21 protein-coding genes and 1 pseudogene are annotated in these 24,319 nt (G+C 75.9%); 13 read left to right on the top strand and 9 right to left on the bottom strand.

Annotation, left to right across the window (positions count from 1 at the left end):
• Positions 1 to 88: 88 nt before the first annotated feature.
• Together BBH68_RS06835 and BBH68_RS06830 are read left to right on the top strand one after the other, a co-directional pair.
• The gene (locus BBH68_RS06835) at positions 89 to 373 is read left to right on the top strand and encodes an acyl carrier protein (protein WP_065959722.1); all 285 of its coding nucleotides are present in this window, start codon (positions 89 to 91) and stop codon (positions 371 to 373) included.
• Positions 374 to 383: 10 nt separating this feature from the next.
• Positions 384 to 1,586 carry a nucleotide disphospho-sugar-binding domain-containing protein gene (locus tag BBH68_RS06830; RefSeq protein WP_065959718.1) on the top strand — a complete coding sequence of 401 codons (1,203 nt, stop codon included), beginning with the start codon at positions 384 to 386 and terminating at the stop codon, positions 1,584 to 1,586.
• A gap of 76 nt (positions 1,587 to 1,662) precedes the next feature.
• Here BBH68_RS06830 and BBH68_RS06825 read toward each other — a convergent pair whose 3' ends face one another.
• A complete protein-coding gene (locus tag BBH68_RS06825; RefSeq protein WP_141712961.1) occupies positions 1,663 to 2,919 on the bottom strand; it encodes a nucleotide disphospho-sugar-binding domain-containing protein in 1,257 nt (418 codons plus the stop codon).
• Positions 2,885 to 3,370 (bottom strand): nuclear transport factor 2 family protein, encoded by a 486-nt coding sequence (locus tag BBH68_RS06820; RefSeq protein ID WP_079150842.1) that lies wholly within the window; start codon positions 3,368 to 3,370, stop codon positions 2,885 to 2,887. The genes BBH68_RS06825 and BBH68_RS06820 overlap by 35 nt, the downstream gene beginning before the upstream one ends.
• Before the next feature lie 164 nt (positions 3,371 to 3,534).
• Between BBH68_RS06820 and BBH68_RS06815 the strand changes: the two genes are divergently transcribed.
• The 6 genes from BBH68_RS06815 (at position 3,535) to BBH68_RS06790 (ending at position 10,393) form a co-directional block, all read left to right on the top strand.
• Positions 3,535 to 4,320, top strand: coding sequence for an SDR family NAD(P)-dependent oxidoreductase (locus tag BBH68_RS06815; RefSeq protein WP_065959711.1), 786 nt, complete (start codon positions 3,535 to 3,537; stop codon positions 4,318 to 4,320).
• Positions 4,321 to 4,333: 13 nt separating this feature from the next.
• Positions 4,334 to 5,344, top strand: a complete 1,011-nt coding sequence (locus tag BBH68_RS06810) for an aromatase/cyclase (protein WP_065959709.1) — start codon at positions 4,334 to 4,336, stop codon at positions 5,342 to 5,344.
• On the top strand, positions 5,337 to 7,601 hold the full coding sequence (locus BBH68_RS06805) for an AMP-binding protein (RefSeq protein WP_065959708.1): 2,265 nt from the start codon (positions 5,337 to 5,339) through the stop codon (positions 7,599 to 7,601). The genes BBH68_RS06810 and BBH68_RS06805 overlap by 8 nt, the downstream gene beginning before the upstream one ends.
• Positions 7,591 to 8,436, top strand: a complete 846-nt coding sequence (locus BBH68_RS06800) for an SDR family oxidoreductase (protein ID WP_079150841.1) — start codon at positions 7,591 to 7,593, stop codon at positions 8,434 to 8,436. The genes BBH68_RS06805 and BBH68_RS06800 overlap by 11 nt, the downstream gene beginning before the upstream one ends.
• Before the next feature lie 83 nt (positions 8,437 to 8,519).
• On the top strand, positions 8,520 to 9,818 hold the full coding sequence (locus tag BBH68_RS06795; protein ID WP_065959707.1) for an FAD-dependent monooxygenase: 1,299 nt from the start codon (positions 8,520 to 8,522) through the stop codon (positions 9,816 to 9,818).
• Positions 9,785 to 10,393 (top strand): antibiotic biosynthesis monooxygenase family protein, encoded by a 609-nt coding sequence (locus BBH68_RS06790; protein ID WP_065959706.1) that lies wholly within the window; start codon positions 9,785 to 9,787, stop codon positions 10,391 to 10,393. Before BBH68_RS06795 ends, BBH68_RS06790 begins: the two co-directional genes overlap by 34 nt.
• A gap of 128 nt (positions 10,394 to 10,521) precedes the next feature.
• On the opposite strand, the gene BBH68_RS06785 is transcribed toward BBH68_RS06790, so the two are convergent.
• From BBH68_RS06785 to BBH68_RS06760, 6 genes are read right to left on the bottom strand one after another with little or no spacing between them, the layout of a single operon-like run.
• Positions 10,522 to 11,706 (bottom strand): nucleotide disphospho-sugar-binding domain-containing protein, encoded by a 1,185-nt coding sequence (locus tag BBH68_RS06785; protein WP_065959704.1) that lies wholly within the window; start codon positions 11,704 to 11,706, stop codon positions 10,522 to 10,524.
• Between the two features lie 9 nt (positions 11,707 to 11,715).
• Positions 11,716 to 13,314, bottom strand: coding sequence for an MFS transporter (locus BBH68_RS06780; RefSeq protein WP_141712960.1), 1,599 nt, complete (start codon positions 13,312 to 13,314; stop codon positions 11,716 to 11,718).
• Positions 13,311 to 14,528 carry a nucleotide disphospho-sugar-binding domain-containing protein gene (locus BBH68_RS06775; RefSeq protein ID WP_065959701.1) on the bottom strand — a complete coding sequence of 406 codons (1,218 nt, stop codon included), beginning with the start codon at positions 14,526 to 14,528 and terminating at the stop codon, positions 13,311 to 13,313. The genes BBH68_RS06780 and BBH68_RS06775 overlap by 4 nt, the downstream gene beginning before the upstream one ends.
• Entirely contained in the window at positions 14,516 to 14,821 is a 306-nt protein-coding gene (locus BBH68_RS06770; RefSeq protein WP_065959700.1) for a phosphopantetheine-binding protein, read from the bottom strand. Before BBH68_RS06770 ends, BBH68_RS06775 begins: the two co-directional genes overlap by 13 nt.
• A gap of 58 nt (positions 14,822 to 14,879) precedes the next feature.
• Positions 14,880 to 16,433, bottom strand: coding sequence for a class I adenylate-forming enzyme family protein (locus BBH68_RS06765; RefSeq protein ID WP_425428781.1), 1,554 nt, complete (start codon positions 16,431 to 16,433; stop codon positions 14,880 to 14,882).
• Entirely contained in the window at positions 16,430 to 17,461 is a 1,032-nt protein-coding gene (locus tag BBH68_RS06760) for a ketoacyl-ACP synthase III family protein (protein ID WP_065959698.1), read from the bottom strand. The genes BBH68_RS06765 and BBH68_RS06760 overlap by 4 nt, the downstream gene beginning before the upstream one ends.
• A 200-nt stretch (positions 17,462 to 17,661) precedes the next feature.
• Between BBH68_RS06760 and BBH68_RS06755 the strand changes: the two genes are divergently transcribed.
• The 5 genes from BBH68_RS06755 to BBH68_RS06735 are packed head-to-tail and all read left to right on the top strand — an operon-like array spanning position 17,662 to position 23,717.
• Complete coding sequence (locus tag BBH68_RS06755; RefSeq protein WP_065959695.1) at positions 17,662 to 18,759, top strand: glucose-1-phosphate thymidylyltransferase; 1,098 nt, start codon at positions 17,662 to 17,664, stop codon at positions 18,757 to 18,759.
• Positions 18,756 to 19,742, top strand: a complete 987-nt coding sequence (gene rfbB, locus BBH68_RS06750) for a dTDP-glucose 4,6-dehydratase (protein ID WP_065959691.1) — start codon at positions 18,756 to 18,758, stop codon at positions 19,740 to 19,742. Before BBH68_RS06755 ends, rfbB begins: the two co-directional genes overlap by 4 nt.
• The gene (locus tag BBH68_RS06745; protein ID WP_079150839.1) at positions 19,739 to 21,526 is read left to right on the top strand and encodes an FAD-dependent oxidoreductase; all 1,788 of its coding nucleotides are present in this window, start codon (positions 19,739 to 19,741) and stop codon (positions 21,524 to 21,526) included. The genes rfbB and BBH68_RS06745 overlap by 4 nt, the downstream gene beginning before the upstream one ends.
• The gene (locus BBH68_RS06740; RefSeq protein WP_245737923.1) at positions 21,526 to 22,824 is read left to right on the top strand and encodes a nucleotide disphospho-sugar-binding domain-containing protein; all 1,299 of its coding nucleotides are present in this window, start codon (positions 21,526 to 21,528) and stop codon (positions 22,822 to 22,824) included. Before BBH68_RS06745 ends, BBH68_RS06740 begins: the two co-directional genes overlap by 1 nt.
• A 50-nt stretch (positions 22,825 to 22,874) precedes the next feature.
• Entirely contained in the window at positions 22,875 to 23,717 is an 843-nt protein-coding gene (locus BBH68_RS06735; protein ID WP_342673118.1) for an NAD-dependent epimerase/dehydratase family protein, read from the top strand.
• A gap of 59 nt (positions 23,718 to 23,776) precedes the next feature.
• Here BBH68_RS06735 and BBH68_RS06730 read toward each other — a convergent pair.
• Positions 23,777 to 24,301: pseudogene (locus BBH68_RS06730) on the bottom strand (dTDP-4-dehydrorhamnose 3,5-epimerase family protein); the annotation flags it as partial.
• Between the last annotated feature and the right edge of the window lie 18 nt (positions 24,302 to 24,319).

Raw genomic sequence — 24,319 nt, 5'->3', positions numbered from 1 at the left:
CCACTGTCCCCGCTGACCGGCCCACTGCCCCCACCGGCCGGCCCCTGACCGCAGCCCATGAACAGCCCATGAAGGAAGGCACGACGACATGACACGGACGACCCGCATGACGCTGTCCGAGCTGACCACCCTGCTGCGCGAGTGCGCCGGCGAGGACGAGACCGTCGACCTGGACGGCGATGTGCTCGACACCCCCTTCACCGACCTCAACTACGACTCCCTCGCGGTCCTGCAGACCGTGGGCCGCATCGAGCGCGAGTACGGCGTGCTGCTGGCCGACGACACGGTCGCCGAGGCCGCCACGCCCCGGCTGCTGCTGCGGTACGTCAACGCGGGCCTGACCGAGGCGCGCACCCGGCCCGCCCAGGCGTAGGGGGCGCGTCGTGCGTGTACTGATCGTCGTCACCCCGGTCGGCAGCCATCTGCTGCCGCTCGTCCCCCTGGCCTGGGCGCTGGCCGGCGCGGGCCACGAGGTGCTGTGCGCCGGGGAGCCCGGGGCCGTGGCCGCGGCCCGCTCCGCCGGTCTGCACACCTTCCCCGTCGAGGCGGGGCCGCTGCCCGCCGACGCTCCGCCCCCCGCCCCGGCCCGGCGCACGCCGGGGGCGCCCGCGGCGGTGTGGGAGCCCGACTGGGACGCGCTCGCGGTCCGCTGGCGGGCCCGGGTCGGCCGGGTGATCGACGGATATCTGAGGTTCGCCCGCGAGTGGCGCCCCCACCTGGTGCTGTCCGACCCGGTGGAGTTCTGCGGCCCGATCGTCGCCGGCGCGCTGGGCGTGCCGTCGGTCGTCCACCGCTGGGGCACCGACGTCCTGACCACCCTCGCCCGCGTCCCCGCCCGCGCCGCGCTGCGGTCCGTGTGCGAGCGCGCGGGGACCCCCGGGGGGCTGCTGCCCGACCCCGATCTGCTGCTCGACCCCTGCCCGCCGCTGCTGCGCCACCCCCGGGCCGCCCCGGCCCGCCCGGTGCGTTTCGTGCCGTACAACGGCCCCGGCAGCCACCCCGCGTGGGGCCCGGGGCGCTCGCCGGAGCGGCGGACCATATGCGTGTCCTTCAGCTCCCGGACGATCGAGGAGGCGGGGACGGCCGCCCTGGCGGCGACGGCCCGGGCGTTCGAGGGGCTGGAGGGGGTGCGGGGGGTGTTCACCCTGCCCCGGGGGCGCGCCGAGGAGCTGGGCCCGCTGCCGGCCCATGTGCGCGTCATCGAGCCCGCCCCGCTGTCGCAGCTCCTGACGCGCTGCACGGCCCTGGTCCACCACGGCGGGTCCGGCACCGGGCTGACGGCCCTGCACCGCGGCCTGCCGCAGCTCGTCCTGGCCCCGCCGCTGCCCAGCCTCGGCGTCTACGGCGAGCGGATCGCGGCCTGCGGCGCCGGCCGCTCGCTCGACCCCGGCGGGCAGCGGGACCCCGAGGCGATCCGCACGGCGCTGCGCGAGCTGCTGGACGACCCGTCCTACGGGGCGGCGGCGGGCCGGGCGCGCGAGGAGATGGCCGCCATGCCGGCCCCGGCCGAGGTGGTCCCCGAGCTGGAGGAACTCGCCGCGTCGCGCGCCGCCTCCGCGCGGGCCCCGGGGGCGCGCGCCGCCTGACCGCCGCTGCGTACGGGCGCATGCCGCCGCCCGCTCCCGCCCTTGCCCGGGCGGGGCGGGCGGCGGGGCCGGGGGCTCAGCGCCGGGCGGCCGCCTGCTCCAGGACCGCGACCCGCTCGGCCGGGGAGGGCATGCGCAGCAGGTCCGTACGGAGACGCGCGGCGGCGTCGGCGTGGCGGGGGTCGTCCAGCAGGGCCTCGACCGCCTCGCCGACGGCGGCCGGGTCGTCCTGGAGCGTGGGGGGCAGCAGGAGCCCGGCGCCCTGGTGGTGGAGCCGTTCGCCGATCTCGGCGGTGACCGGGATCTGGGGCAGCACCAGCTGCGGGGTCCCGGCCGCGGCGGCGGTCAGTCCGGTGCCCGAGCCGCCGTGGTGGACGACGGCCGCGCAGGTGGGCAGCAGCTCGGACATGGGCAGGCCCACGGCCACGCGCGCCTTCTCCGGGGCCGCGCTCAGCGTCCGCGCCTGGTCGGCGCCGATGGCCAGCACCACGTCCAGGCCCCGGCCGGCCAGGGCGCGGGCGGTGTGGGCCAGCAGGGGCGGCAGGGCGCCGGGGCGCACCTTCTGCCCGGAGACCCCCGCCGTGACGCACACCCGCGGCCGGGCGCGCTCCTCCACCACCCAGCGCGGCACGTCCCCCGGGCCGTTGTACGGGACGTAGCGCACCCCGATCCGGGGCCGGGGCGCCGGGTCGGGGAGCCGCAGCGCGGGCGGGCAGGGGTCGAACCAGGCGGTCGGGCCGGAGCGCGGGGGCACGCCGTGGCGCTCGAACAGCCGGGGGTAGCCCGGCAGCGGGCGGGCGCCCAGCTCGTGGTGTTCCACCCGCATGACGGTGGCCGTGCCCCAGCCGTGCCCGTACGCGGGGACGCCGAGCGCGGCGGCGGCCACCGTGCCCGCGAAGCACAGCGCGTCGTGCACGACCACATCGGGCCGCCAGCGGCGGGCGAAGGCGAGGAGGTCGCCGGCCATCGCGTCCGCGACCGCGAACTGCTTGTCGGCCAGCGCGCGGAGCACCGCGCGCCGGCCCTCGTCCAGCAGCCCGGGCCGCGAGGCCCAGCCCTCGGGCCAGCGGCCGGGCCGGCGCCAGGCCGCCAGGTCCGCGCGGTTCCTAATCTGCTCCACGGCCACGTCCCGGCCGACGGGCACCCCGGCCAGCCCGGCGCGGGCCGCCGAGGCCATGCAGGAGGGCGGCGCGGCGAGCCGCACCTCGTGCCCGGCGGCCCGGCAGGCCCAGGCCAGCGGCACCAGGCTGTACAGATGGCCCGGCTCGGCCCAGGTGGCGAACAGCACCCGCACGGGATCAGCCCAGGTCGTCGCGGTGGATCCGGCGGTCAAGCACCAGCCACCGGCCGTCCCGCCGCACCAGCAGGTCCGCGCAGCCGGTGGACGCCCGCAGGACCGGCTGCCCCGCGCGCGGGGTCTCGATGACCTGGGCGTACGAGCGGACGAGGACGGTGTGCTCGTCCTTCGGTTCCAGCGAGAGCATGCCCAGCCAGTGGCGGCGCCGGATGCCGCGCGCGGCGAAGTCGTCGGTGGCCCGGCGGGCGCCGGCGGCGATGGCGGCCCGGCCGGTGAACGGCTCGGGGTGGGCGTTGGCGGCGAAGACGCCGTCCTCGGCGAAGGTCTCGGCCCAGGCCTCGGCCTCGCCGTCGTCGAGCAACCGCATCTGGCGGGCGTAGAACTGCTGGATCTCCGCGTACAGCTCGGCGAGGCCGCCGGGGCCGGCCATGCGGGCAGGGCCGGCCGGGTCGGCCGGTGTGGTGGCGGGGTGTGCCGCGACGGTCATGGCGGTCCCTCTCTCGCTCGCGTGGGTGTCCTACGGCAGCGTCGCCGCGCCCCCTCGTACGCCCCTTGACGGGCGGTCGAACGGACCGCTCGACCGCCGTGCGATCGAGGATCGAGAGCCCCCGGCCACTCTCGGTGCAGACGACGCACCGGAGGAGGACGCGCATGGCGAGCGATGAGCGGCGGGTGGCGCTGGTCACGGGGGGCACGAGCGGAATCGGTCTCGCGGTGGCGCGGGGCCTGGCGGCGGCCGGCTTCGCGGTCTTCATCTGCGCCCGGACCGCCGAGGCCGTGGAGATGACCGTCAAGGAGCTGCGGGCCGCGGGCCACGAGGCCGGGGGCGTCGCCGCCGACGTGTCGAAGCGGAAGGACGTGCGCGCGCTGGTGGCGGCCGCCACCGGGCGGTTCGGCCGGGTCGACGTCCTGGTCAACAACGCGGGGCGCAGCGGCGGCGGGGAGACCTCCGGGCTGGCCGACGAGCTGTGGTACGACGTGATCGACACCAACCTCAACAGCGTCTTCCTCACCACCCGCGAGGTGCTCGCCGAGGGCGGGATGCGGGAGCGCGGCTGGGGCCGGATCGTCAACATCGCCTCCACCGGAGGCAAGCAGGGCGTGGTGCTCGGCGCCCCGTACTCGGCCTCCAAGCACGGCGTGGTCGGCTTCACCAAGGCGGTCGGCCTGGAGCTGGCCAAGACCGGCATCACGGTCAACGCGGTCTGCCCCGGATACGTCGAGACGCCGATGGCCGAGCGGGTCCGCCAGGGGTACGCGGCGGTGTACGACACCACCGAGCAGGCGATCCTCGAGCGCTTCCAGGCCAAGATCCCGCTCGGCCGCTACTCCACCCCCGACGAGGTGGCGGGCCTGGTCGGCTATCTGGTCACCGACACCGCCGCGTCCATCACCGCCCAGGCGCTCAACGTCTGCGGCGGACTGGGCAATTACTGAGGGAGCGCCCCCCGTGACCACCACCGACACCTACCTGACCACCCACGGCATCACCGTGCTGGCCCCGGCCCGCACGGTGTACGGCATCATCGCGGACGTCGCCGACTGGCCCCAGCGCTTCGCCCCCAATGTGCACGTCGAACACCTGGAGCGGACGCCCGGCGCCGAGCGGATCCGGATCTGGGCCACCGCCGGCGGCGAGGTCAAGAGCTGGACGTCGCGCCGCGAGCTGGACCCCCACGGGCTGCGCGTCACCTTCCGGCAGGAGCTGTCCGCGCCACCGGTGGCGGCCATGGGCGGCGAGTGGACCGTCACGTCCCACGGGGACCACGTCTCCCGGCTGGAGCTGCGCCACGACTTCCGGGCGGTCGACGACGACCCGGCGGGCGTCCGCTGGATCACCTCGGCGGTGGACCGCAACAGCGAGTCCGAGCTGGCGGCGGTCAAGGCCCTGGCGGAACTCGGCGACAGTCTCGGCGAGTTGGAGTTCTCCTTCGAGGACACGGTGTTCACCACCGGTGACCCCGCGCTGGTGTACGACTACCTGTACCGCGCCGACCTGTGGCCCGAGCGGCTGCCTCATGTGTCCCGGCTCGACCTCAAGGAGGACCCGGCAGGCCAGAACACGGGCGGTCGGGACACGGCCGGTCGGGACACGGGCGGGGGCGGTGAGCCGCGCGTCCAGGTGATGGCGATGGACACCCGCACGGCCGACGGATCCGTGCACACCACCGAGTCCGTGCGGGTCTGCTTCGCCCCCGACCGCATCGTCTACAAGCAGACCACCGTGCCCGCCCTGATGACCGCGCACACCGGAAGCTGGACGATCACCCCGGCGGGCGACGGCGCGGCCGTCACCTCCCGGCACACCGTGATCCTCGACCCCGGGGCGGTGGAGCGGGTCCTCGGCCCGGGCCGGACGGTCGCCGACGCCCGGACGTATGTGCAGCGCGCGCTGAGCGCCAACAGCACCACGACGCTGCGCCACGCGCGGGAGTTCGCGGAGGCGACGGCCCGTGGGTGAGCGGAGCGGCACGGCCGTGCGGCTGGACGGGCTGCCGGCCGAGGCGGCCCGGGCCCACCCCGCGCGGACCGCGCTGGTGTGGGGCGGCCAGGCCCCGGGCCGCCGCCGGCGGACGCTGGACTTCGCCGGCTTCGACCTGCGGATCTCGCGCACCGCGTACGCGATCCACCGCGCGCTGCCGGGGCGGGGGAAGGCGGTGGTCGCGGTCGCCGCCGTGCTGCACCCCGACTTCGCCGTGGCCTACTACGCGGCCGCGCGCGGCGGACACGTGGTGGCGGTGGTCAACCCGCTGCTGGGCGAGGACGCGCTGGTGCACACCCTGTCGGTGAGCGGGGCGCGGCTGGCGTTCGTGGACGCCGGGCTGTACGCGCGGCTCGCGGCGGTGCGCGACCGGCTGCCCGCCCTGCGCGAGGCGGTGCTGATCGGCCCGGTCGCCCCGGACGAGCACCCCGGCGTGCCCCGCCTGGACGACGTCCTGGGCACCAGGACGCTCGTCCGGCCGCACCGTGCGGCAGGGCCCGACGACGTGGTGTGCGTCCAGTTCACCAGCGGTACGACGGGGCTGCCCAAGGCCGTCCGGCTCACCCATCGCAACCTGGTCGTCAACGCGGCGCAGACCGCCGAGGCACACCGCGTCGGCGGCCGCTCCGTCACCCTCAACCACCTGCCCACCTACCACCCCATGCACCTCAACTCGGCCGTGTGCGCGGGCGCCACCCAGGTGTTGTGCGCCGCGCCCGAGCCGCGCGACGCGGTCGCGGCGGCCAACCGGCACTCCGCCACCCACTTCTACAGCCTCCCGGTCCGCCTCGCCCGGCTCGCCACCGACCCCGCCCTGGACGGAATGACGCTGACGACCGTGCGCCAGATCGCGTCGGGCGGCTCGGCGCTGTCGGTGCGGGACGCGGCGCGGCTCGCCGAGCGGTTCGAGGTGCCGGTCTTCCAGGGGTACGGGCTCGCCGAGACCTCCCCGCTGACCCACAGCGACGACCCCGCCCGCCCGGTGCCCGGCTCGGTGGGCCGCCCGGTGGCCGGGACCGAGTGCCGGGTCGTGGACGTCGAGCGCCGCACGGTGGTGGCGCCCGGCGCGGTGGGGGAGGTGCAGGTGCGCGGCCCGCAGGTGATGAAGGGCTACCTCGGCGGCCCGGACGGCACCGGCCTCGAGGACGGCGGCTGGTTCTCCACCGGCGACGTGGGCCGGATCGACGAGGAGGGGCGGCTGTTCCTGATCGACCGGCTCGGCGACACGTTCAAATGCGACAACTTCCTCGTCGCGCCCACGGAGATCGAGCAGGTCCTGCTCGGCCAGGAGCCGGTCCGGGAGGCCGTGGTCCTCGGCCTGCCGGACCCGGCGCGGGGCGCGGTCCCCGCCGCGCTGGTGGTGCTCCGGCCGGGCGCGGGCGAGCGGGTCGCGGAGGCCGTGGCGGCCGCCGTGGCCCAGCGACTCCCGTACTACCAGCGGCTCCACCACATCGAGGTGGTGGACGCCATCCCGCGCAACGCGGGCGGCAAGGTGTCGCGCCGCGCCCTGCGCGACGACCTCGTCGCCCGCCTCGCGCCGCACGTCCCCGTCCCCACCCGAGCCCCTCAGGAAGGCCGTACCGCCATGTCGTCACCCGGCGCGCCGGACCACCCGACCGGCCTGTTCACCGTCATCAACACCTTCACGCTCAAGGAGCCCGGCCTGGCCGCCGAGTTCGAGCGGCGCTTCCTCGACCATGTGGCCTGGATGCGCGCCCAGGAGGGCTTCGACTCGCACCAGGCGGTGCGGCTGGTGGAGCGCCCCGGGGTGTACGTCAACCTCGGCCGGTGGCGCTCGCCCGAGGCGTTCCAGCGGGTGCGGGGCAGCGAGGTGTTCCAGTCGCACGCCAAGGAGTTCCACGAGCTGGTGGACGTGGCGGCCGACCCGTCCCGCAACGTGCTGCGGGCGGGCCGCGATGTCGCGGAGGGCGCGCCGGTGGTGGTGGTCGAGCGGCTCGGTGTGGAGGAGACGAGCCTGGACGCCTTCGACGCGTCCTACCGGGAGTACGCGCGTGCCCTGGCGGCGCGGCCGGGCTTTCGCCACGCCGACCTCAGCCGGTCGCTGACCAGGCCCGGCCACTACACCTTCGTCACCTGGTGGTCGGACACGGACGCCTGGCGGGCCTCCCGCGCCGACGCCCCGGCCACCGGAACGGCCGAGCGCGCCGTACACCTCGCCGCCCGGGCGGCCGGCGTCGACGCCCCGAGCCCCGAGGCGGCGGACCGTGTCGGTTGAGACGGCCGAGCAGGCCGAGCGGGGCGAACAGGCCGAGCGGGCGGAGCCGGCCGGGGCGGCTGAGCCGACCGAGCCGGCGCGCCCCGACACCCTGGGGCTCGACGGGAAGGTCGCGCTGGTGACGGGGGCGACGCGCGGGGTCGGCTTCGCGGTGGCCCGCAAGCTGGCCACCGCGGGCGCCCAGGTGATCCTCGACTACGCGCACAGCGACGCCGACGCCGCACGCGCGCTGCGCGACCTGTCAGGGCTGGGGGGCGGCGCCGTCGCCCGGCGGGCCGACGTGACCCGCCCCGAGCAGCTCCACGCCCTGCTGGCCGCGGTGCGCGACCAGTACGGCAGGCTGGACATCTTCGTGCACAGCGCCGCCTCCTGGCACCCCATGCCGGCCGTCGGGGCCCGCCCCGACGACGTACGGGCCGATATGTCGGCGGCCCTCGACCCGCTGCTGTACGGCGCCCCCGCGATCGCCGACCTCATGGCCGGCGGACCCGGCCGGATCGTCGCCGTGTCCAGCAGCGGGGCCCACCGGGCCGTGCCGCGCTACGTCGGCCCCGGGATCGCCAAGGCGGCGCTGGAGAGCCTGGTGGGCTATCTCGCGGTGGAGCTGGCGGGCCGCCGGATCGCGGTCAACGCGGTCGCCACCGCCAAGCTCGACAAGGGCCCGGACACCCCCGACCCGGCCACCGCCGCGGCGCTCGCGGCGCGCACCCCCGGCGGCCGGCTCACCACGCCGCGCGACGTGGCCGATGTGGTGGCCCTGCTGTGCACGGCCGAGGCGGGCTGGATCCAGGGCCAGGTGATCACCGCCGACGGCGGTCTGAGCCTGCGCGCGTAAGGAGCCTGCGCGCGTGAGGGGCCTGCGCGCGTAAGGGACCCGCGCGCGTAAGGGGAACGTCGGCGACCGGGAGGGGAGCGAGGGTGGCGCAGGAGGAGTACGACACCGATGTGTGCGTGGTCGGCGGCGGACCGGCGGGGCTGGTCCTGGCGCTGCTGATGCTGCGGTCCGGGGCCCGGGTCACGGTGGTGGAGCGCACCCGCGCCCACCACCGGGAGTTCCGCGGCGAGATCCTGCAACCCGGCGCGATGGCGCTGCTGGACGAGCTCGGCGTGCTGGCCGGGGCCCGGGCGCGCGGCGGACACGAGCACGACAGGTTCCGCCTGGTCGAGGGCGACCGGGTGCTGCTGGAGGCCGACTACCGGCTGCTGCCCGCGCCGTACGACCACCTGCTGAGCATCCCGCAGGCCCATGTGCTCGACGAACTGCTCGACCACTGCCGCCCGTTCGCCGGCTTCCGGTGGCTGGACGGGCGCCGGGTGGGCGGCCTGGTGCGCCGGGAGGGGCGCGTCGCCGGCGTCACCGCCGCCGGGCCGGCGGGCCCGTGCACCGTACGGGCGCGGGTGGTCGTCGGCGCGGACGGCCGCTATTCGCGGGTCCGCCGGCTGGCGGGGATCGGGGCCGGGCGCACCGAGGCCTTCGACCACGACGTGCTGTGGTTCAAGCTCGCGGCGGGCGGGCCCGCCGGGGGAGGGCCGGGGGGCGGGCCGCCGCGCGATGTGCGGGTGTTCCGGGCCGGCGGCAGCCCCGTGCTCGTCTACGCCTCGTGGCCCGACCGCATCCAGATCGGCTGGACCCTGCCGCACCAGGGCTACCGCGAGATCGCCGGGCGGGGTCTGGACCACGTCAGGGAGCAGCTCTGCCGCGCCGTGCCGCCGTACGCCCCCCTCATCCGCGAACAGATCCGCTCGCAGCGCGACCTCAGCCTGCTGGACGTCTTCTCCTCGCGGGCCGAGCGGTGGGCCGACGACGGGCTGGTGCTGATCGGCGACGCCGCCCACACCCACAGCCCGATCGGCGCCCAGGGCATCAACCTCGCCGTCCAGGACGCGGTGGTGCTGCACCCGGTGCTGACCGGGGCGCTGGCCGCGGGCGACACCGGCGCGGCGCGGCTCGCCGCCTTCGAGGAGCGGCGGGCCCCCGACATCGCGGCCGTCATGAGGCTGCAGACCCTGCAGAGCAAGGCCATGCTCTCGCAGGGCGCGCTCGCCACCCGGGTGCGCCCCCGGCTCGCCCGGGTGCTGCGCCACACCCCCCTGTACCGCAAGGTCCTTCACCGCATCGCGTACGGCAATCCGTCGATCCGTATCTCGGACGGCGCAGACCAGGCAGACGAAAGGGTCAACCCATGCCGGAGAAGCAGCACGGCCCCGCGCCCGTGACGGTGGTCGCCCGCTTCCAGCTCACCGACAGGCACAAGCAGGACACCGCGGCCTTCGAGGAGGCGTTCGACGGCTACCGCGAGTACATGACGACCCAGCACGGCTTTCTGCGCACCTCGCTGCTGCGCTCGCCCGACCACCCGGACCGGCATGTCATCGTCACCGAGTGGCGGGACAACTCCGCGTACAAGGCCGCCGTCATGGTCCCGGACTTCCTCCTGCTCACGGCCGCCGGGCTGATGGAGCTCGCCGACCTCGTCAACGACCACGGGCCGGTGCTCGCGGCGGCGGGCGCGGCGGAAGGCGACGGGGTCGGGCAGTACTGCGTGGTGGCGTCCCACGAGCCGGGCGAGGCGACGGAGGAGGAGCTGCTGGCCCGGCTCGACGCCGCCTCCCGCCGCGAGGGCTTCGTGTCCGGCTCGGTCATTGCCTCCGACCGCCGCGAGGGCGGCCGGGTGAGCCTGGTGCGGCTGCGGGACGCGGAGGCGGCGGAGGCCGGAGCGGGACCGGACGACGAGCTCTACGAGGTGATCGCGGAGGCCTCCATGGAGGGCGCGGCCAGCCGCGCGGCATAAGCGGCGGACGGAGTGGCGTGAGCGTCGGGCAGAGCGGCGTGAGCGGTTGAGAGAAGTGGCGCACACGAGAGGGCCGACCCCCGGCGGGGCCGGCCCTCTCGTGTGCGCCCCTCGCACCTGGCCGCCCCTCACACCGGCTGCGCCGCCAGCCGCTCCAGGTCGGCGACGACCCGCGAGGGCGCGGGCATCCGCTCCATGTCCTCCCGCAGCTCCCCGGCCGCCTTGGCGTAGCCGGGCCCGGACAGCAGCGTGGTCAGGGCCTCGCGCAGCACCTCGGGGTCGTCCTGGCGGGCCGCGTCGTCAAGGGTGATGCCCGCGCCGGCCGCCGCCAGCCGGTCTCCGGTGGCGAACATGCAGGCCAGTTGCGGCAGGACGAGCTGCGGCAGGCCGAAGGCCGAGGAGGTGAGCGCGGTGCCCGCCCCGCCGTGGTGGATCACCGCCGCACAGCTGCCGAGGAGCAGGTGCAGCGGGGTGGGGTCGATGATCCGTACGTTGTCCGGGACCGGGCCAAGCTCCTCGCGGTACTCCGGCTCCACGGTCGCCACCGCCTCCAGGTCCGGCAGCCCCTCGAAGGCCCGCAACACCCGCCGCAGATGCGGGACACCGTTGAGGACGAGGGTGCGCAGCCCCATGGACACGGCCACCCGCCGGCGCCCGGAGTCCGCCCCCCCGTCGCCCTCCTCCCGCAGCCAGTCCGGCATGGGGCCGCCGACGCCCGCGGGCACGTACCGGATCGGGGTGCCCGGCTCCGCCGTCGGGAGCTGGAGCGCGGGCGGGCAGGGGTCGAGCAGCACGGTCGGGTCGGGCAGCCCGTCCAGGCCGAGCCGCTCGCACACGCCCTGGAGGGCCAGACGGGCCGCGGGGCGCGCGGGGCGGGTGTACGGATCGACGCCCCAGCGGTGGTGCGCCACCGGCACGCCCAGCACCGCGCCGAGGATCGGCGCGGTGTATTCCAGCAGGTCGGAGACGATGAGCTGGGGGCGGTAGGCGCGGGCGAAGTCGAGGTAGTCCGGCAGCAGGTACTTGGTGTGCACCATCCACATCCGGGCCGCGCCGGCCACCTGCTCCGACGCCGGGCGGCCCAGCGACTCGATGAGCCGCTTCCCCTCCGGGAGGCCGCCGAGCAGCAGGTCGTCCACGTGGAACCAGTCGCCGATGCTCACCGCGCTCAGCCCCGCCGCCCGGGCCGGGCCCATCACATCCGGCTGACCGGCCACCAGGACCTCGTGTCCGGCGCCGCGCAGCGCCCAGGCCAGCGGCACCAGCGGCGAGAAGTGGGAGGACACGGGGGTGGACATCATCATCACGCGCATCTGGTCTCCTCAGGTGGACGGTTGCGGGGCGTCTGCGGGGGAGGTGCGGGGGGCGGCCGTCCGCGGGCCGGCGGCGGTCAGCCGCACGTCCGGGATGAGGAGCGCGAGCACGAGGCCGGCCAGCATCACCCCGGCGGCGCAGCGGAACACGGTGTCGGTGGCCAGGACGTAGGCGTGCACCCCGTGGGCCGTCCCCGGGTCCTCGCCGGAGCGGTGGTCCAGGACGGCGCCGAGCACGGCGGCGCCGCACGCCTTGCCGAGCATCAGGAAGAAGCGGGTGCCGGTGGTGACGACGCCGAGGCTGCCGGGCGGCGCGGCGGCCTGGGCCGTCTGGAGCACGACCTGCACGACCCCGCCGAGCCCGACGCCGAGCAGCACCAGCAGCAGCCCCAGCGTCAGGTCCGGGGTGCGGGAGTCGACCGTGGAGAACAGGGCGAGGGCGAGCGCGGCGACGCCCGTGTTCACGACCAGCACCGGTTTGTAGCGGCCGAGGCGGGTGATCACCAGCCCGGACACGCCCATGACGACCATCACGCCCGCGGCCACCGGCGCCAGCCGCAGCCCCGCCTCGTCCGCCGGCACACCGCGGGCGATCTGCAGATAGGCGACGATGAACAGCGGCGCGGCCAGCACCGCGAAACCGCCGAGGAACTGCAGCGGGGCGGCGATCCGGAAGACCGGGTCGCGGAACAGCGCCATGGGCAGGATCGGCTCCGCCACCCGCGTCTCCCACCAGCAGAACAGGGCCAGCAGCGCGGCGCTCGCCACGCCCAGCGCGAGGACCGGCGCGGAGGACCAGGCGTAGCGCGACCCGCCCCACTCGGCCAGCAGCAGCGCCCCGGTGGCGCCCGCCGTGACCAGCGCGGCGCCCGTCACATCCACGCGGTGGCCGGTGGTGCCGCGCGGCAGCCGCAGGGTGGCCAGGGTGATGGCGACGGACACGGCGCCCAGCGGCAGGTTGACGTAGAAGATCCAGCGCCAGGACAGGTGTTGGGTCAGGAAGCCGCCGAACAGGGGGCCGGCGAGGATGCCGAGCGCCACCAGACCCCCGCCCATGCCCATGCCCCCGCCGCCGCTGCCCTGCCGGGGCGGGTAGACGGTGGCGAGGATGATCAGCGTCAGGCTCATCAGCCCGCCGCCGCCCAGCCCCTGGAGGGCCCGGAAGGCGATCAACTCGCCCATGTGGGGGGCGGTTCCGCACAGCGCCGAGCCGAGGAGGAAGAGCAGGACGGAGCAGAGGTAGACCCGGCGGGGGCCGAGCGTGTCGCTGAGCTTCCCGTACAGCGGCTGGGACGCGGTGGCGGCCAGCGCGTAGGCGGTGACCAGCCACGGGATGGCGCCGACGCCGCCGCCCGGGTCCAGGTCCCGGGCGATCGGCCAGGCGGCGCTGGCCACGATGTTCTCGTCGAGCAGCGAGAGCAGCATGGTCAGCAGGGCGCCCAGCGAGAACAGCTGGATCTGCCCCTCGGACATGAGCGGCGGGTCGGGCCTTGCGGGCGGGTCGGACGTGGCGGGCGGGTCGGGCACGGCGGGCTGGCCGGGCTTTGCGGGCGGGGCGGGGTTGGCGGGCTGGCCGGGCTTTGCAGGCGGGTCGGGCTCCGGGCTCATGAGGCGGCGGCCAGGGCCGGGGCCCCGGCGGGGGACTGGCCGGTGGCGACGAGCTGTTCCAGGTCGGAGGCCACCCGCGCGGGCGAGGGCATGTCCCGTACGGCCTCGGCGAGACGGTCGGCGGCGCTGCGGTATGCCTCGTCGGTGAGCAGGGCGGTCACCGCGGCGCGCACCTGCTCCGGGTCGTCCTGCGCCGCCGCGGTGTCGAGGCCGATCCCGGCCCCCGCGTCCGCCAGCGCGTCGCCGACGGTGAACTGGTCCAGGAGTTGGGGCAGGACGAGCTGGGGCAGACCGGCCGCGGTCGCCGTCATCGCGCTGCCGCAGCCGCCGTGGTGGACGACCGCGTCACAGGTGTGGAGGAACAGGTTGAGCGGGGTGGGGTCGACGAGGCGTACGGCCGGGGGCACCGTGCCCACCTGGTCCCGGAAGCGGGAGTCGACGGTCACCACGGCCTCGACTTCCGCGCCGCCCTCGTCCCGCAGGCCGTCGAAGGCCTCGATCACATGGCGCAACAGCGGCAGCCCGTTGGTCACCAGGGTCTGCCGGCCCAGGGTGACGCAGACCCGCCGGGCGGCGGGCCGCTCGGTGACCCAGTCCGGCCTGGTGCCGGCGCCGTTGAAGGGCACGAAGCGGATCGGGGTGCCGGGCGCGGCGTCCGGGGCCTGGAGCGCGGGCGGGCAGGGGTCGAGGACGGCGTGCGGCTCCGGCAGGCCGTCCATGCCGAGCCGGCGGCACAGCCCGTCCAGGAAGATGGCGGCGATCGGCCGGGCCGGGCCGGTCAGCGGGTCAACGCCCCAGCGGTGGTGCACGGCCGGGACGCCCAGGGCGCCGCCGATCATCAGCGAGGTGTAGTCGAACTGCTCGCCCACCACCAGATCCGGCCGCCACGCGCGGGCCACCTCCAGATAGGCGTGGATCATGTAGCGGGCGTGGGTGGCGTACACCTTGGCGGCGCCGGGCAGGACCTCCCGGTTGTTCCGGCCCAGGACCTGCAGGGGCCGGACGCCCGGGGGCAGATAGGGCAGGACGGAGTCGTTGCCGTGGTACGGGGCGCCGACGCTGACGCTGTTCAGCCCGGCCGAGTGGGCCGTCCTCTGGATGTCGGGCTGGCCCATCACCAGCACGTCGTGGCCGGCGGCCCGCAGCGCCCAGGCGAGCGGGATCATCGGGGCGAGGTGGGACGGCGAGGGGGTGGTCGTCATCAGGACGCGCATGGGGCCTCCTCCTCGCCGGAAACGGGAGCGGCGGTGGCGCGCTGGGTGGTGAGGACACGCCACAGCGCGGCGGGGGTGGCGAAGGTCTCCCCGCTCAGCACGGAGTCGGGGAAGTCCACGCCGTACGCCTCCTCCAGGCGGACCAGGAGTTCCACGGTGGCCATGGAGTCGAGCCCGGCCGCCTTCAGGTCGAGGGCGGGGTCGAGCGGCGCGTGGCGGGAGTGGCGCGGGAGGACACCGAGGACCAGCTCCTCGAACTGCCGCTCCCAGGGGGTGGAAGGGTCGGAGTGCATGGCTGTTCTCTCTTCTCTCTACCGCTGGGGGCGGGTCTCTACCGCGGGGGGCGAGCCCCTACCGCTGGGGGGTGTCGAGCATCCGCCGCAGCCGCTGCTTGTCGGTCTTGCCGTTGGGGGTCAGCGGGAGCGCGGGGACGACCCGGCAGACGGCCGGCACCTTGGACCCCTCGAGACGCTCGCCGAGCGAGCCGAGCACCCGCCCGGGCGTCAGCTCGGTGACGGCGAAGAGCGTCAGGTCCGCGTCCGGGCCGGGAGGGAGGACGGCGGCCGCGGTGACGCCGTCGATGTCCAGGGCCGCCGCCTCGATCTCCAGCGCCCCGGTCAGCACGCCACGGCGCTTGAACAGGTCGTCGCGGCGCCCGTGGAAGTACAGGTGGCCGTCCTCGTCGAGGTGGCCGAAGTCGCCGGTGTGCAAGGTCACCTCGCCGGTGGCCGGATCCGGGCGGAACCTGGCCGCCGTCAGCTCGGGCGCGCGCCAGTAGCCCCGCATGACGTGCGGGCCGCGGACCGCGATCTGTCCGGTGTGCCCCGGGGGCAGCGGCCGCCCCGCCTCGTCCAGGATCGCGACGCGCGTGCCCGGCAGGGCGGTGCCCACCGATCCCGGCTTGGCGAGGTCGCCGTCGGGCTTCAGCACGGTGATCCGCTTGCACTCGGTGAGGCCGAACATCGGCGCCACCGCCGCGCCCGGGAACGCCCGCCGCAGGCCCGCCACGAGCGGGGCGGTGAGCGCCGCGCCGGTGTTGGTGAACAGCCGGACGGGCGGCGGCGCGGCGGCGGAGCGCTCCCGCCCGGCCAGCCGCAGCAGCATCTCGGCGAGCGAGGGCACCACCGGGACGACGGTGACGCCGTGTTCGCGCAGGACGGCGTGCAGCCCGACATGGCGGTCCGGCTCGGTCAGCACCACTTCGGCGCCCGCGAGCGCGGCCAGGAGGATCTGGTAGAGCCCGTAGTCGAAGGACAGCGGGAGGGCGGCGAGGACGACGTCGTCCGCGCGGTAGCGGAGCCGGGAGGCGATGGCCCGCGCGGCGAAGAGGACGGAGGAGTGCGGGCACATCACGGCCTTGGGCGCGGCGGTGGACCCGGAGGTGTAGAGCAGCAGCGCCAGGTCGTCGGGGGACACCCGCGGCGGCACGGCAGCGGTGTCCGGCGGAGGCCGCAGCCCTTCCACCCGTCGCCACACCGCGTCCAGTTCGTGGACGGGGCGGCCGGTGGCCTCCCGGAGCGCCGCGAGCGTCGCCGGGTCGTCGGCGCGGGCGACGACCAGCGCGGGGTCGCAGTCCGCCGCCACCTGGGTCAGATGGAACGGCCGCATGGCCGGGTTGACCGGGACGAAGACCGCCCCGTGGCGCGCCGTGCCGAACAGCATGGCGGCGAACTCCCGCCGGTTGCCGACCCGGGCCAGCACCCGCTCGCCGCGCCGTACGCCCCGCTCCGCCAGCCAGGCCGCGAACGCCCGCGCGTGTCCGTCGAGCCGGCGGTAGGTCCACGCGCCCGCGCGGTCCCGCACCGCCCGCGCGTCCGGGCGGGCGGCGGCGGCCCGCTCCAGCAGGGCGCCGAGGGTGCCGGGCGGGCCGGGCGCGGCCGCCGGAGGGCGGGCGGCGGCGGTCAGGTCCACCGCGGGACCTCGGTGATCTCCAGCACGGCGGTGGTGCAGGTGAACCCCGACCCGCCGCCGAACAGCAGCACCCGGTCGCCGGGCCGGACGCCGTCGGTCTCCACCAGGTGCGCGAGGCCGGCCGCCAGGTCCCCGCCGCCGATGTGGCCCGTGGTGCGCCCGTACGCCCAGGTGGTCTGCCGCTCCTCCACGCCGAGCAGGTGGTGCAGCTGGTAGTCGCCCTTGCGCCGCCCGGTCGCCGGGATCACCACCCGCGCCAGCCGCGAGGAGGGCATCCGGGCGGCGGCCAGCGCCTTGACCTTGGCCTGCAGCATCACCCGGGCGTGCCGCAGCGCGGCCTCGTCCTCGTCGTGCTCGGCCTTGTACTGGCGGGACCTGCGGGTCAGGTCGAGCGGGGTGTGGGCGGCCGGGGACACCGGGTGGAACGGCTCGTCGCCGCGCGCCATCGCCTCCAGCGAGTTGTCGGCCACGGTGGCCGTGGACAGCAGCCGGGCGAACCCGCCGTGGCGGGACAGGACCATGGCGGTGGCGCCGTCCCCGTACACGTGGTCCTCGTGCAGGGACCACCGGTTGACCCCCGGGCCGTCCCAGCGGTCCGCGGTGGTCAGCATCACCGCGGAGCCGCGCGCCCCGGCGGCCAGATGGCTCGCGGCCAGCTCGATCCCGCCGACCCCGATGTTGCAGCGCTGCTGCACGTCCAGCGCGGGCACCGTACGGCCCACGGTGCGCTGCGCGATGTACGAGCCGACCGGCCACACGTCCAGGCCCTGGAACCACAGGCTGCCGTGCAGCAGCAGCCCGAACTCCTCGGGCGCGACGCCGGAGCGCTTGAGCGCGGTCTCCGCGGCGTGCACGGCCATGTCCGGCGGAGCGATCCCCTCGGGGGCGACGAGCACCGACCGGTAGCCGAAGACCTCGCACCGCTCGGGGGTCAGCTCCCCCGACCGTACGGCGGCCTCCACGGCCACCGGCTCGGGAAGCCAGGTGCCGACCGCGGCGATATGGATGTTCTCCCAGCGCATGGACCCTCTCTCCGGAGACGCCGCACACGATGTGCGGGACCCGGGAGATGGTCGGCAAGCCGGCTCAAGTCGGCCTCGAAGCCCGGTACACGGCGCGACACGCCGGCACACCCGGGCACGCGGGGGCGGGTTCACCCGTCTTCGAGGGGTCCTCGACCGGACGCTCACATGCTCCCGCTGTCCGCTAAGGGAGGACTTACATGAAGGCTCTCGTGCTGTCCGGCGGGTCGGGGACCCGCCTGCGCCCGTTCAGCTACTCGATGCCCAAACAGCTCATCCCCATCGCCAACAAGCCGGTCCTCGAACACGTCCTGACCGCGATCCGCGACATCGGGGTCACGGACGTCGGCATCGTCGTCGGCAACCAGCTCCGGGCGATCTCGGGGGCGCTGGGCGACGGTTCGGCCCTCGGCGTGCGCATCACCTACATCCCGCAGGCCGAGCCGCTCGGGCTGGCCCACTGCGTCGCCATCGCCCGCGACTTCCTGGGCGACGACGACTTCGTGATGTACCTCGGCGACAACATGCTCCCCGATGGGGTGGCGGACCTCGCGGCCGAGTTCCGCGCCCGGCGGCCGGCCGCCCAGGTGGTGGTGCACAAGGTCCCCGACCCGCAGGAGTTCGGGGTCGCGGAGGTGGCGGCGGACGGCTCGGTGCTGCGGCTGGTCGAGAAGCCCGCCCGGCCGCGTACGGACCTGGCGCTGATCGGCGTCTATTTCCTCACCCCCGTCATCCACGAGGCCGTCGCCGCCATCAGCCCCAGCGCCCGCGGCGAGCTGGAGATCACCGACGCCCTCCAGTGGCTGGTGGACCGGGGCGAGACGGTGCGGGCCGGCGAGTACGCGGGCTACTGGAGGGACACCGGACGTGTCGAGGACGTCCTGGACTGCAACCGCGAGGTGCTGCGCGCCCTCACCCGCTCGGTCGCCGCGGACGTGGACGAGGCCAGCGAGATCACCGGCCCGGTCGTGGTCGAGCCCGGCGCCCGGGTGGTGCGCTCCCGGATCGAGGGGCCGGCCGTCATCGGCGCGGGCACGCTGGTGGAGGACAGCCACGTGGGCCCGTACACCTCGGTCGGCGGCGACTGCGTGCTGCGCGACACCCGGCTGGACGACTCGATCGTGCTGGACGGCGCCTCCCTGTGCCGGGTGCGCGGACTCTACGGCTCGGTCATCGGCCGCTCCGCCGCCATCGGGACCTTCCCCCCGCCCCCCGCCGCGTCCACCCCCCACCTCCCCGCCACCGGCCGCCACCGGCTCGTCGTCGGCGACCACACCCGTATCGAGGTGGCCGCGTGAGGATCCTGGTCACCGGCGGCGCAGGCTTCATCGGCTCCACCTATGTGCGCACCCTGCTCGCCGACGGTTACCCCGGCTGCGAGGGCGCCCGGGTCACCGTCCTGGACAAGCTGACCTACGCCGGACACCGGGACAGCCTCCCGGCGGCCGACCCGCGCCTGACCTTCGTACGCGGCGACATCTGCGACGCCGCGCTGCTCGGCGACCTGCTGCCCGGGCACGACGCGGTGGTGCACTTCGCCGCAGAGTCGCACGTCGACCGCTCCCTGGAGGCCGCCGCCGACTTCGTGACCACCAACGCGTGCGGCACCCAGATCCTCCTCGACGCCTGTCTGCGCGCCCGCGTGCCCCGCGTCGTCCACGTGTCCACCGACGAGGTCTACGGCTCCATCGAACACGGATCGTGGACCGAGGAGTGGCCGCTCGCCCCCAACACCCCCTACGCGGCGTCCAAGGCGGCCTCCGACCTGATCGCCCGCGCCTGCTGGCGCACCCACGGCCTCAACGTGTCGATCACCAGGTGCTCCAACAACTACGGCCCGTACCAGCACCCCGAGAAGCTCATCCCGCTGTTCGTCACCAACCTGCTGGAGGGCAAGCGGGTCCCGCTCTACGGCGACGGCTCCCACATGCGCGAGTGGCTGCACGTCGAGGACCACTGCCGCGCCATCCACCTCGTGCTCACCCGCGGCCGGGCGGGCGAGGTCTACAACGTGGGCGGGGGAAACGAGTACACCAACGCCGCCCTGACCCGGCGGCTGCTGGAGCTGTGCGGCGCCGAGCCGCGCATGGTGCGCCACGTCCCGGACCGCAAGGGACACGACCTGCGCTACTCCCTCGACGAGACGAAGATCCGCGAGGAGCTGGGCTACGCGCCGCGCGTGCCCTTCGAGACCGGCCTGGCCGCCACCGTCGCCTGGTACCGCGACAACCCCGGCTGGTGGAAGGCCGCCAAGTACCCGAAGGGGGCGACGCGCGGATGAGCCCCGTGCGGCAGCACCGCCCCGCGGACGCCCCGCGGCCCCGGGAGGCCGGCCACCCGCGGGACCACTTCGACACCCAGGTGCTGGTGGTCGGCGCCGGGCCCGTGGGGCTCACCACGGCCCATGAACTGGCCCGGCACGGGGTGCGGGTGCGCCTGATCGACGCCGCCCCCGGCCCGGCCGCCACCAGCCGCGCCCTGGCCACCCACGCGCGCACCCTGGAGACGTACGACCAGATGGGCGTGGCCGCCGAACTGCTCGCCAGGGGACAGCGGGTCGAGCACTTCACCCTCCACCAGAACGGCCGCCGCCTCATCCGGCTCGACACCGACTACAGCCGGCTGCCCACCCGCTTCCCCTTCACCCTCATGGTCGACCAGGTGATCACCGAGGAGGTGCTGCGCCGGGCCTGCGCCCGGCACGGCGTCGAGGTGGAGTGGGGCGTGCGGCTGACCGGGTTCGAGGACCTGGGCACCGCCGTCCGCGCCCGGCTGGACCACGCCGACGGCGGCGTGGCCGAGACGCGCGCCGGATGGCTGGTGGGCTGCGACGGGGGACACAGCACGGTGCGCAAGGGGCTCGGCCTGCCCCTGATCGGCGACTCCAGCGAGACCTGGCTGATCGCCGACGCCGTGGTCGACTGCGACCTGCCGCGCGACAGCATCCACTGGATGCGCACCCGGGCCGGGACCGTGATGATGGTGCCCTTCCCCGAGCCCGGCAAGTGGCGGCTGCTGGACACCACCGACGTCGACTACGGCGGTGGCGAGGCCGAGGACGCGGCGGTGGCGCGCCGGTTCGCCGCCAAGATCCGGGCGGGCACCGGCCGCGCCGCGCGGGTGCACACCCCCACCTGGGTGTCGGTGTTCGCCATCCAGCAGCGCATGGTGCCGCGCATGGGCGCGGGCCGGGTGTTCGTCGCGGGCGACGCGGCCCATGTGCACAGCCCCGCCTCCGGACAGGGCATGAACACCGGCGTCCAGGACGCGGTCAACCTCGCCTGGAAACTCGCCGCCGTCATCCGCGGCGAGGCCGGCCCCCGGCTGCTGGACTCCTACGGCGCCGAGCGGGTGCCGGTCGGCGAGCGGCTGCTGCGCTCCACCCGGCTGGCCACCGCGCTGGTGCAGCTCAGGAGCCGTACCGCCGCCGCGCTGCTGCGCGCGGCCTTCGGCCTGGTCGGCGCGGTGCCGCCGGTCAAGGCCCGTCTCCAGCGGCGGATCATGGGCGGGATGACCGCGCTCGACCTGACCTACCGGACCGGGCCCGCGGTCCTCGGGGAGACGGCGGGCACGCGCGTGGCCACCGTCGGGCCGCGCCGGGCGGCCGGCAGCCCCGGCTGGCGGGAGCTGACCGCCGAACTGGCCCGCCCCGGCTGGACCCTGCTCGCCTTCGCCACCCCCGACCAGCACCCGTCGCTGTGCGCGCTCGCCGAGGCGTACGGGGGCTACCTGAGCGTGCGCACCGTCGTGCCCGCGACCTCCGCGACCGGGGTGCCGGGGCCGCTGGCCGACCCGGGCGGGCGGCTGCGGGCCGATCTGGGCACCGAGCCCGGCGGCTGGCTGCTCATCCGCCCCGACGGCTACGCGGCGGCCCGCGGCACCGCCGCCGACCGCCCGCGCGACGCCCTCGCCGCGCTGGGGCTGCGCCCGGTGCTGCACGTCGTCGGAACCCCCGCTTCCGCCCGGCCCGAACAGCCCGCCCGGCCCGAACAGCCCGCGCGGCCGCAACTGCCCACGCGGCCACAACACCCAGCCCGGCCCGACGTCCTGGGAGGCGACTCCTGATGCGGCACCCCCACACCCCCCTGCGCGTGCTGTTCGTGGTGTCCAACTGGCCCGGCCACTGGTTCTCCATGGTGCCGCTGGGCTGGGCGCTCCAGGCCGCCGGACACGAGGTGCGGGTGGTGTGCGCGCCGAGCCAGGCGGAGCCGGTCGGCCGGGCCGGGCTCACCCCGCTCGCCCTCCTCGACGCGCCCGACCTGACCTTCATGGCCCGGCTGCTCAACTACTCCGCCGCCCAGGGCGGGCGCTGGCCCTACCGGGAGCTTCCCCCGCACCCCGTCACCGGCCGGCCCGTCGCCTCCCTGGACGAGTTCGAACCCGGCGCCTGGCTGCGGGACCACCACGAGCGGCTGGTGGACATGGCGCACCGCTCCACCGACGCGGCGGTGGACTTCGGCCGCCGGTGGCGCCCCCACCTGGTGGCCCACGACCTGCTGAGCCTGGAAGGGCCGCTGGTGGGGCGGGTGCTGGGGGTGCCCGCGCTGCTCCACCTGTGGGGCCCGGTCGGCCCCGACGACCGGGTGCGCGGCGTGCCCCTGGTGCCGCTGGACATCAGCCGCGCCTTCCAGCGCTACGAGGTCGGGGCGCTGCGGCGCGAGACGTACGAGTACGCCATCGACCCCTGCCCGGCCGGCGCCGCCCCGCCCCTGGCCGTCGCCCGCCGGCTCCCCGTGCGCCACGTGCCCTACAACGGGCCCGGGGCCATGCCCCCGTGGCTGCTGACGCTCCCCGAGGCGAGCGAGCGCCGAACCGGGCGGCCCCGGGTGTGCGTGGTGTGGGGCACCTCGGTGAGCGTCACCTTCGGGCCCGGGTCGTTCGCCGTGCCCAAGGTGGTCGAGGCGCTCGCGGAGCTGGACGCCGAGGTGCTGCTCACCGTCACCGGCGCCGACCGGGCGCGGCTCGGCCCCCTTCCCCCCGGGGTGCGGCTGCTCGAGCACACCCCGCTCCATCTGCTGCTGCCCTCCTGCGACCTGGTGGTCCACCACGGCGGCGGGGGCTGCGCCATGACCGGGCTCGCCGCCGGCGTGCCGCACCTGATGCTGCCCTGCGGGCTCGACCAGGAGACCATCGCCGCCCGGATCGCTGCCGCCGGCGCGGGCATCGCCCTGCCCAACGCCACGGCGGACGTCCCGGCGATCCGCGCGGCCGCCCGGCGGCTGCTGGGCGACCCCTCCCACCGGGCGGCGGCCCTGCGGCTCCAGGACCAGATGGCCCGCGGCCCCCACCCCTCGGAGCTGGTGGCCCACCTGGAAGAGCTGGCCGTGAGCCCGAGCCCCGGCCCGCTGCCGGTGCCCGGCTGAGCGGACCCCACCCACCCACCGACCGCACCGACTCTCACTCAGGACGTGGCATGGAGATTGTGGGAAACGGCTTCCTCGCCCGGAGCCTTCGGCCGATCGCCCATCAGCACCCGGACACGGTGGTCCTCGCGGCCGGCGTGTCCTGGGCGAGCGGCACCTCGGACGCGGACTTCGCCCGGGAGGCCGCGCTGCTGCGGGAGGTGGCGCGGGACTGCCGGGCCACCGGGCGGCGGCTGCTGTTCTTCTCCACCGCCGCCACCGGGATGTACGGCGCGGTGGACGGCCCCGGCCGGGAGGACAGCACGATCGTGCCCTGCACCCCGTACGGGGCGCACAAGCTGGGCCTGGAGCGGCAGTTGCACGCCTCGGGCGCCGACTGGCTGGTGCTGCGCCTCGGCCATCTGGTCGGCCCCGGGCAGCCGCCGCACCAGCTGCTGCCCGCGCTGGTGCGGCAGATGCGGGAGGGCCGGGTCCGGATCCACCGGGGCGCGGCGCGGGACCTGATCGACGTGGTGGACGTGGTGCGCGTCATCGACCTGCTGCTGGCCCGGGACCTGCGGGGCGAGACGGTCAACGTGGCCTCGGGGGAGGCGGTTCCGGTCGAGCGGATCGTCGACCACCTGGAACGGCGGCTGGGTCTGACGGCGCGGCGGGAGTACCGGGAGGCCGGGGCCCAGCACGTCATCTCCACCGAGAAACTGCGGGCCCTGGTCCCGCAGACGGCCCGGATGGGCTTCGGCCCCGGCTACTACCGGCGGGTCCTCGACGCCTTCGCGAGGGCCTGCGCCGACGGCACGGCGGGCGACGGGGGCGGGGCCGGCACCAGGGGCGGGGCGGGCGACCGGGGCGCGGCGGGCCCGGTGGCGCCCGCGGCGCGCAGCTGCCGCTCGTAGAGCTCGCGGCAGGCGTCGTAGGTGGCCAGCAGTCCCTGGTCGGCGGCCTCGGCGAGGGACGGGGCGCCGGCGTCCTTCTCCGAGATCAGGGGCTCGTCGGTGAGCCCGAGGTGCCAGGGCAGCCCGAGGGCGGGGTCCAGCGGCTGGATGTCGATCTGGGTGCCGGGGACGAACCGCGTCGAGCACAGATAGCTGATACAGGCGTCGTCGGTGAGCGCCACGAACCCGTGGCCGAGGCCCTCGGCGACGTAGACCGCGGTCCCCTCCCGCGCGTCGAGCCGATGGGTGGCGTACGCGCCGAAGGCCGGCGACCCCAGCCGCAGGTCCACCACCACGTCGAGCAGCGCCCCGCGCACACACGACACGAACTTGGCCTGGCCGGGCGGCAGCCGCGTCCCGTGCAGCCCGCGCAGCGTGTTGCGCGCCGACACCGAGTAGTTGACCTGGAGCGGGACGAACACATGGCCCGTCCGCCGGGCCAGCTCGTCGTACGCGTACGACTCGAAGAAGCTGCCGCGCGCGTCGGTGTGGTGGCGCGGCACCACACGGTAGGCGTCGGGCACGGCGGTCTCATGGATCTCCATGGCCGCCGGACGGTAGGC

Origin of the sequence: Streptomyces sparsogenes, from assembly GCF_001704635.1 — a bacterium.
Classification (GTDB): Bacteria; Actinomycetota; Actinomycetes; order Streptomycetales; family Streptomycetaceae; genus Streptomyces; species Streptomyces sparsogenes.
This window is presented reverse-complemented; position numbering and strand designations above follow the sequence as displayed.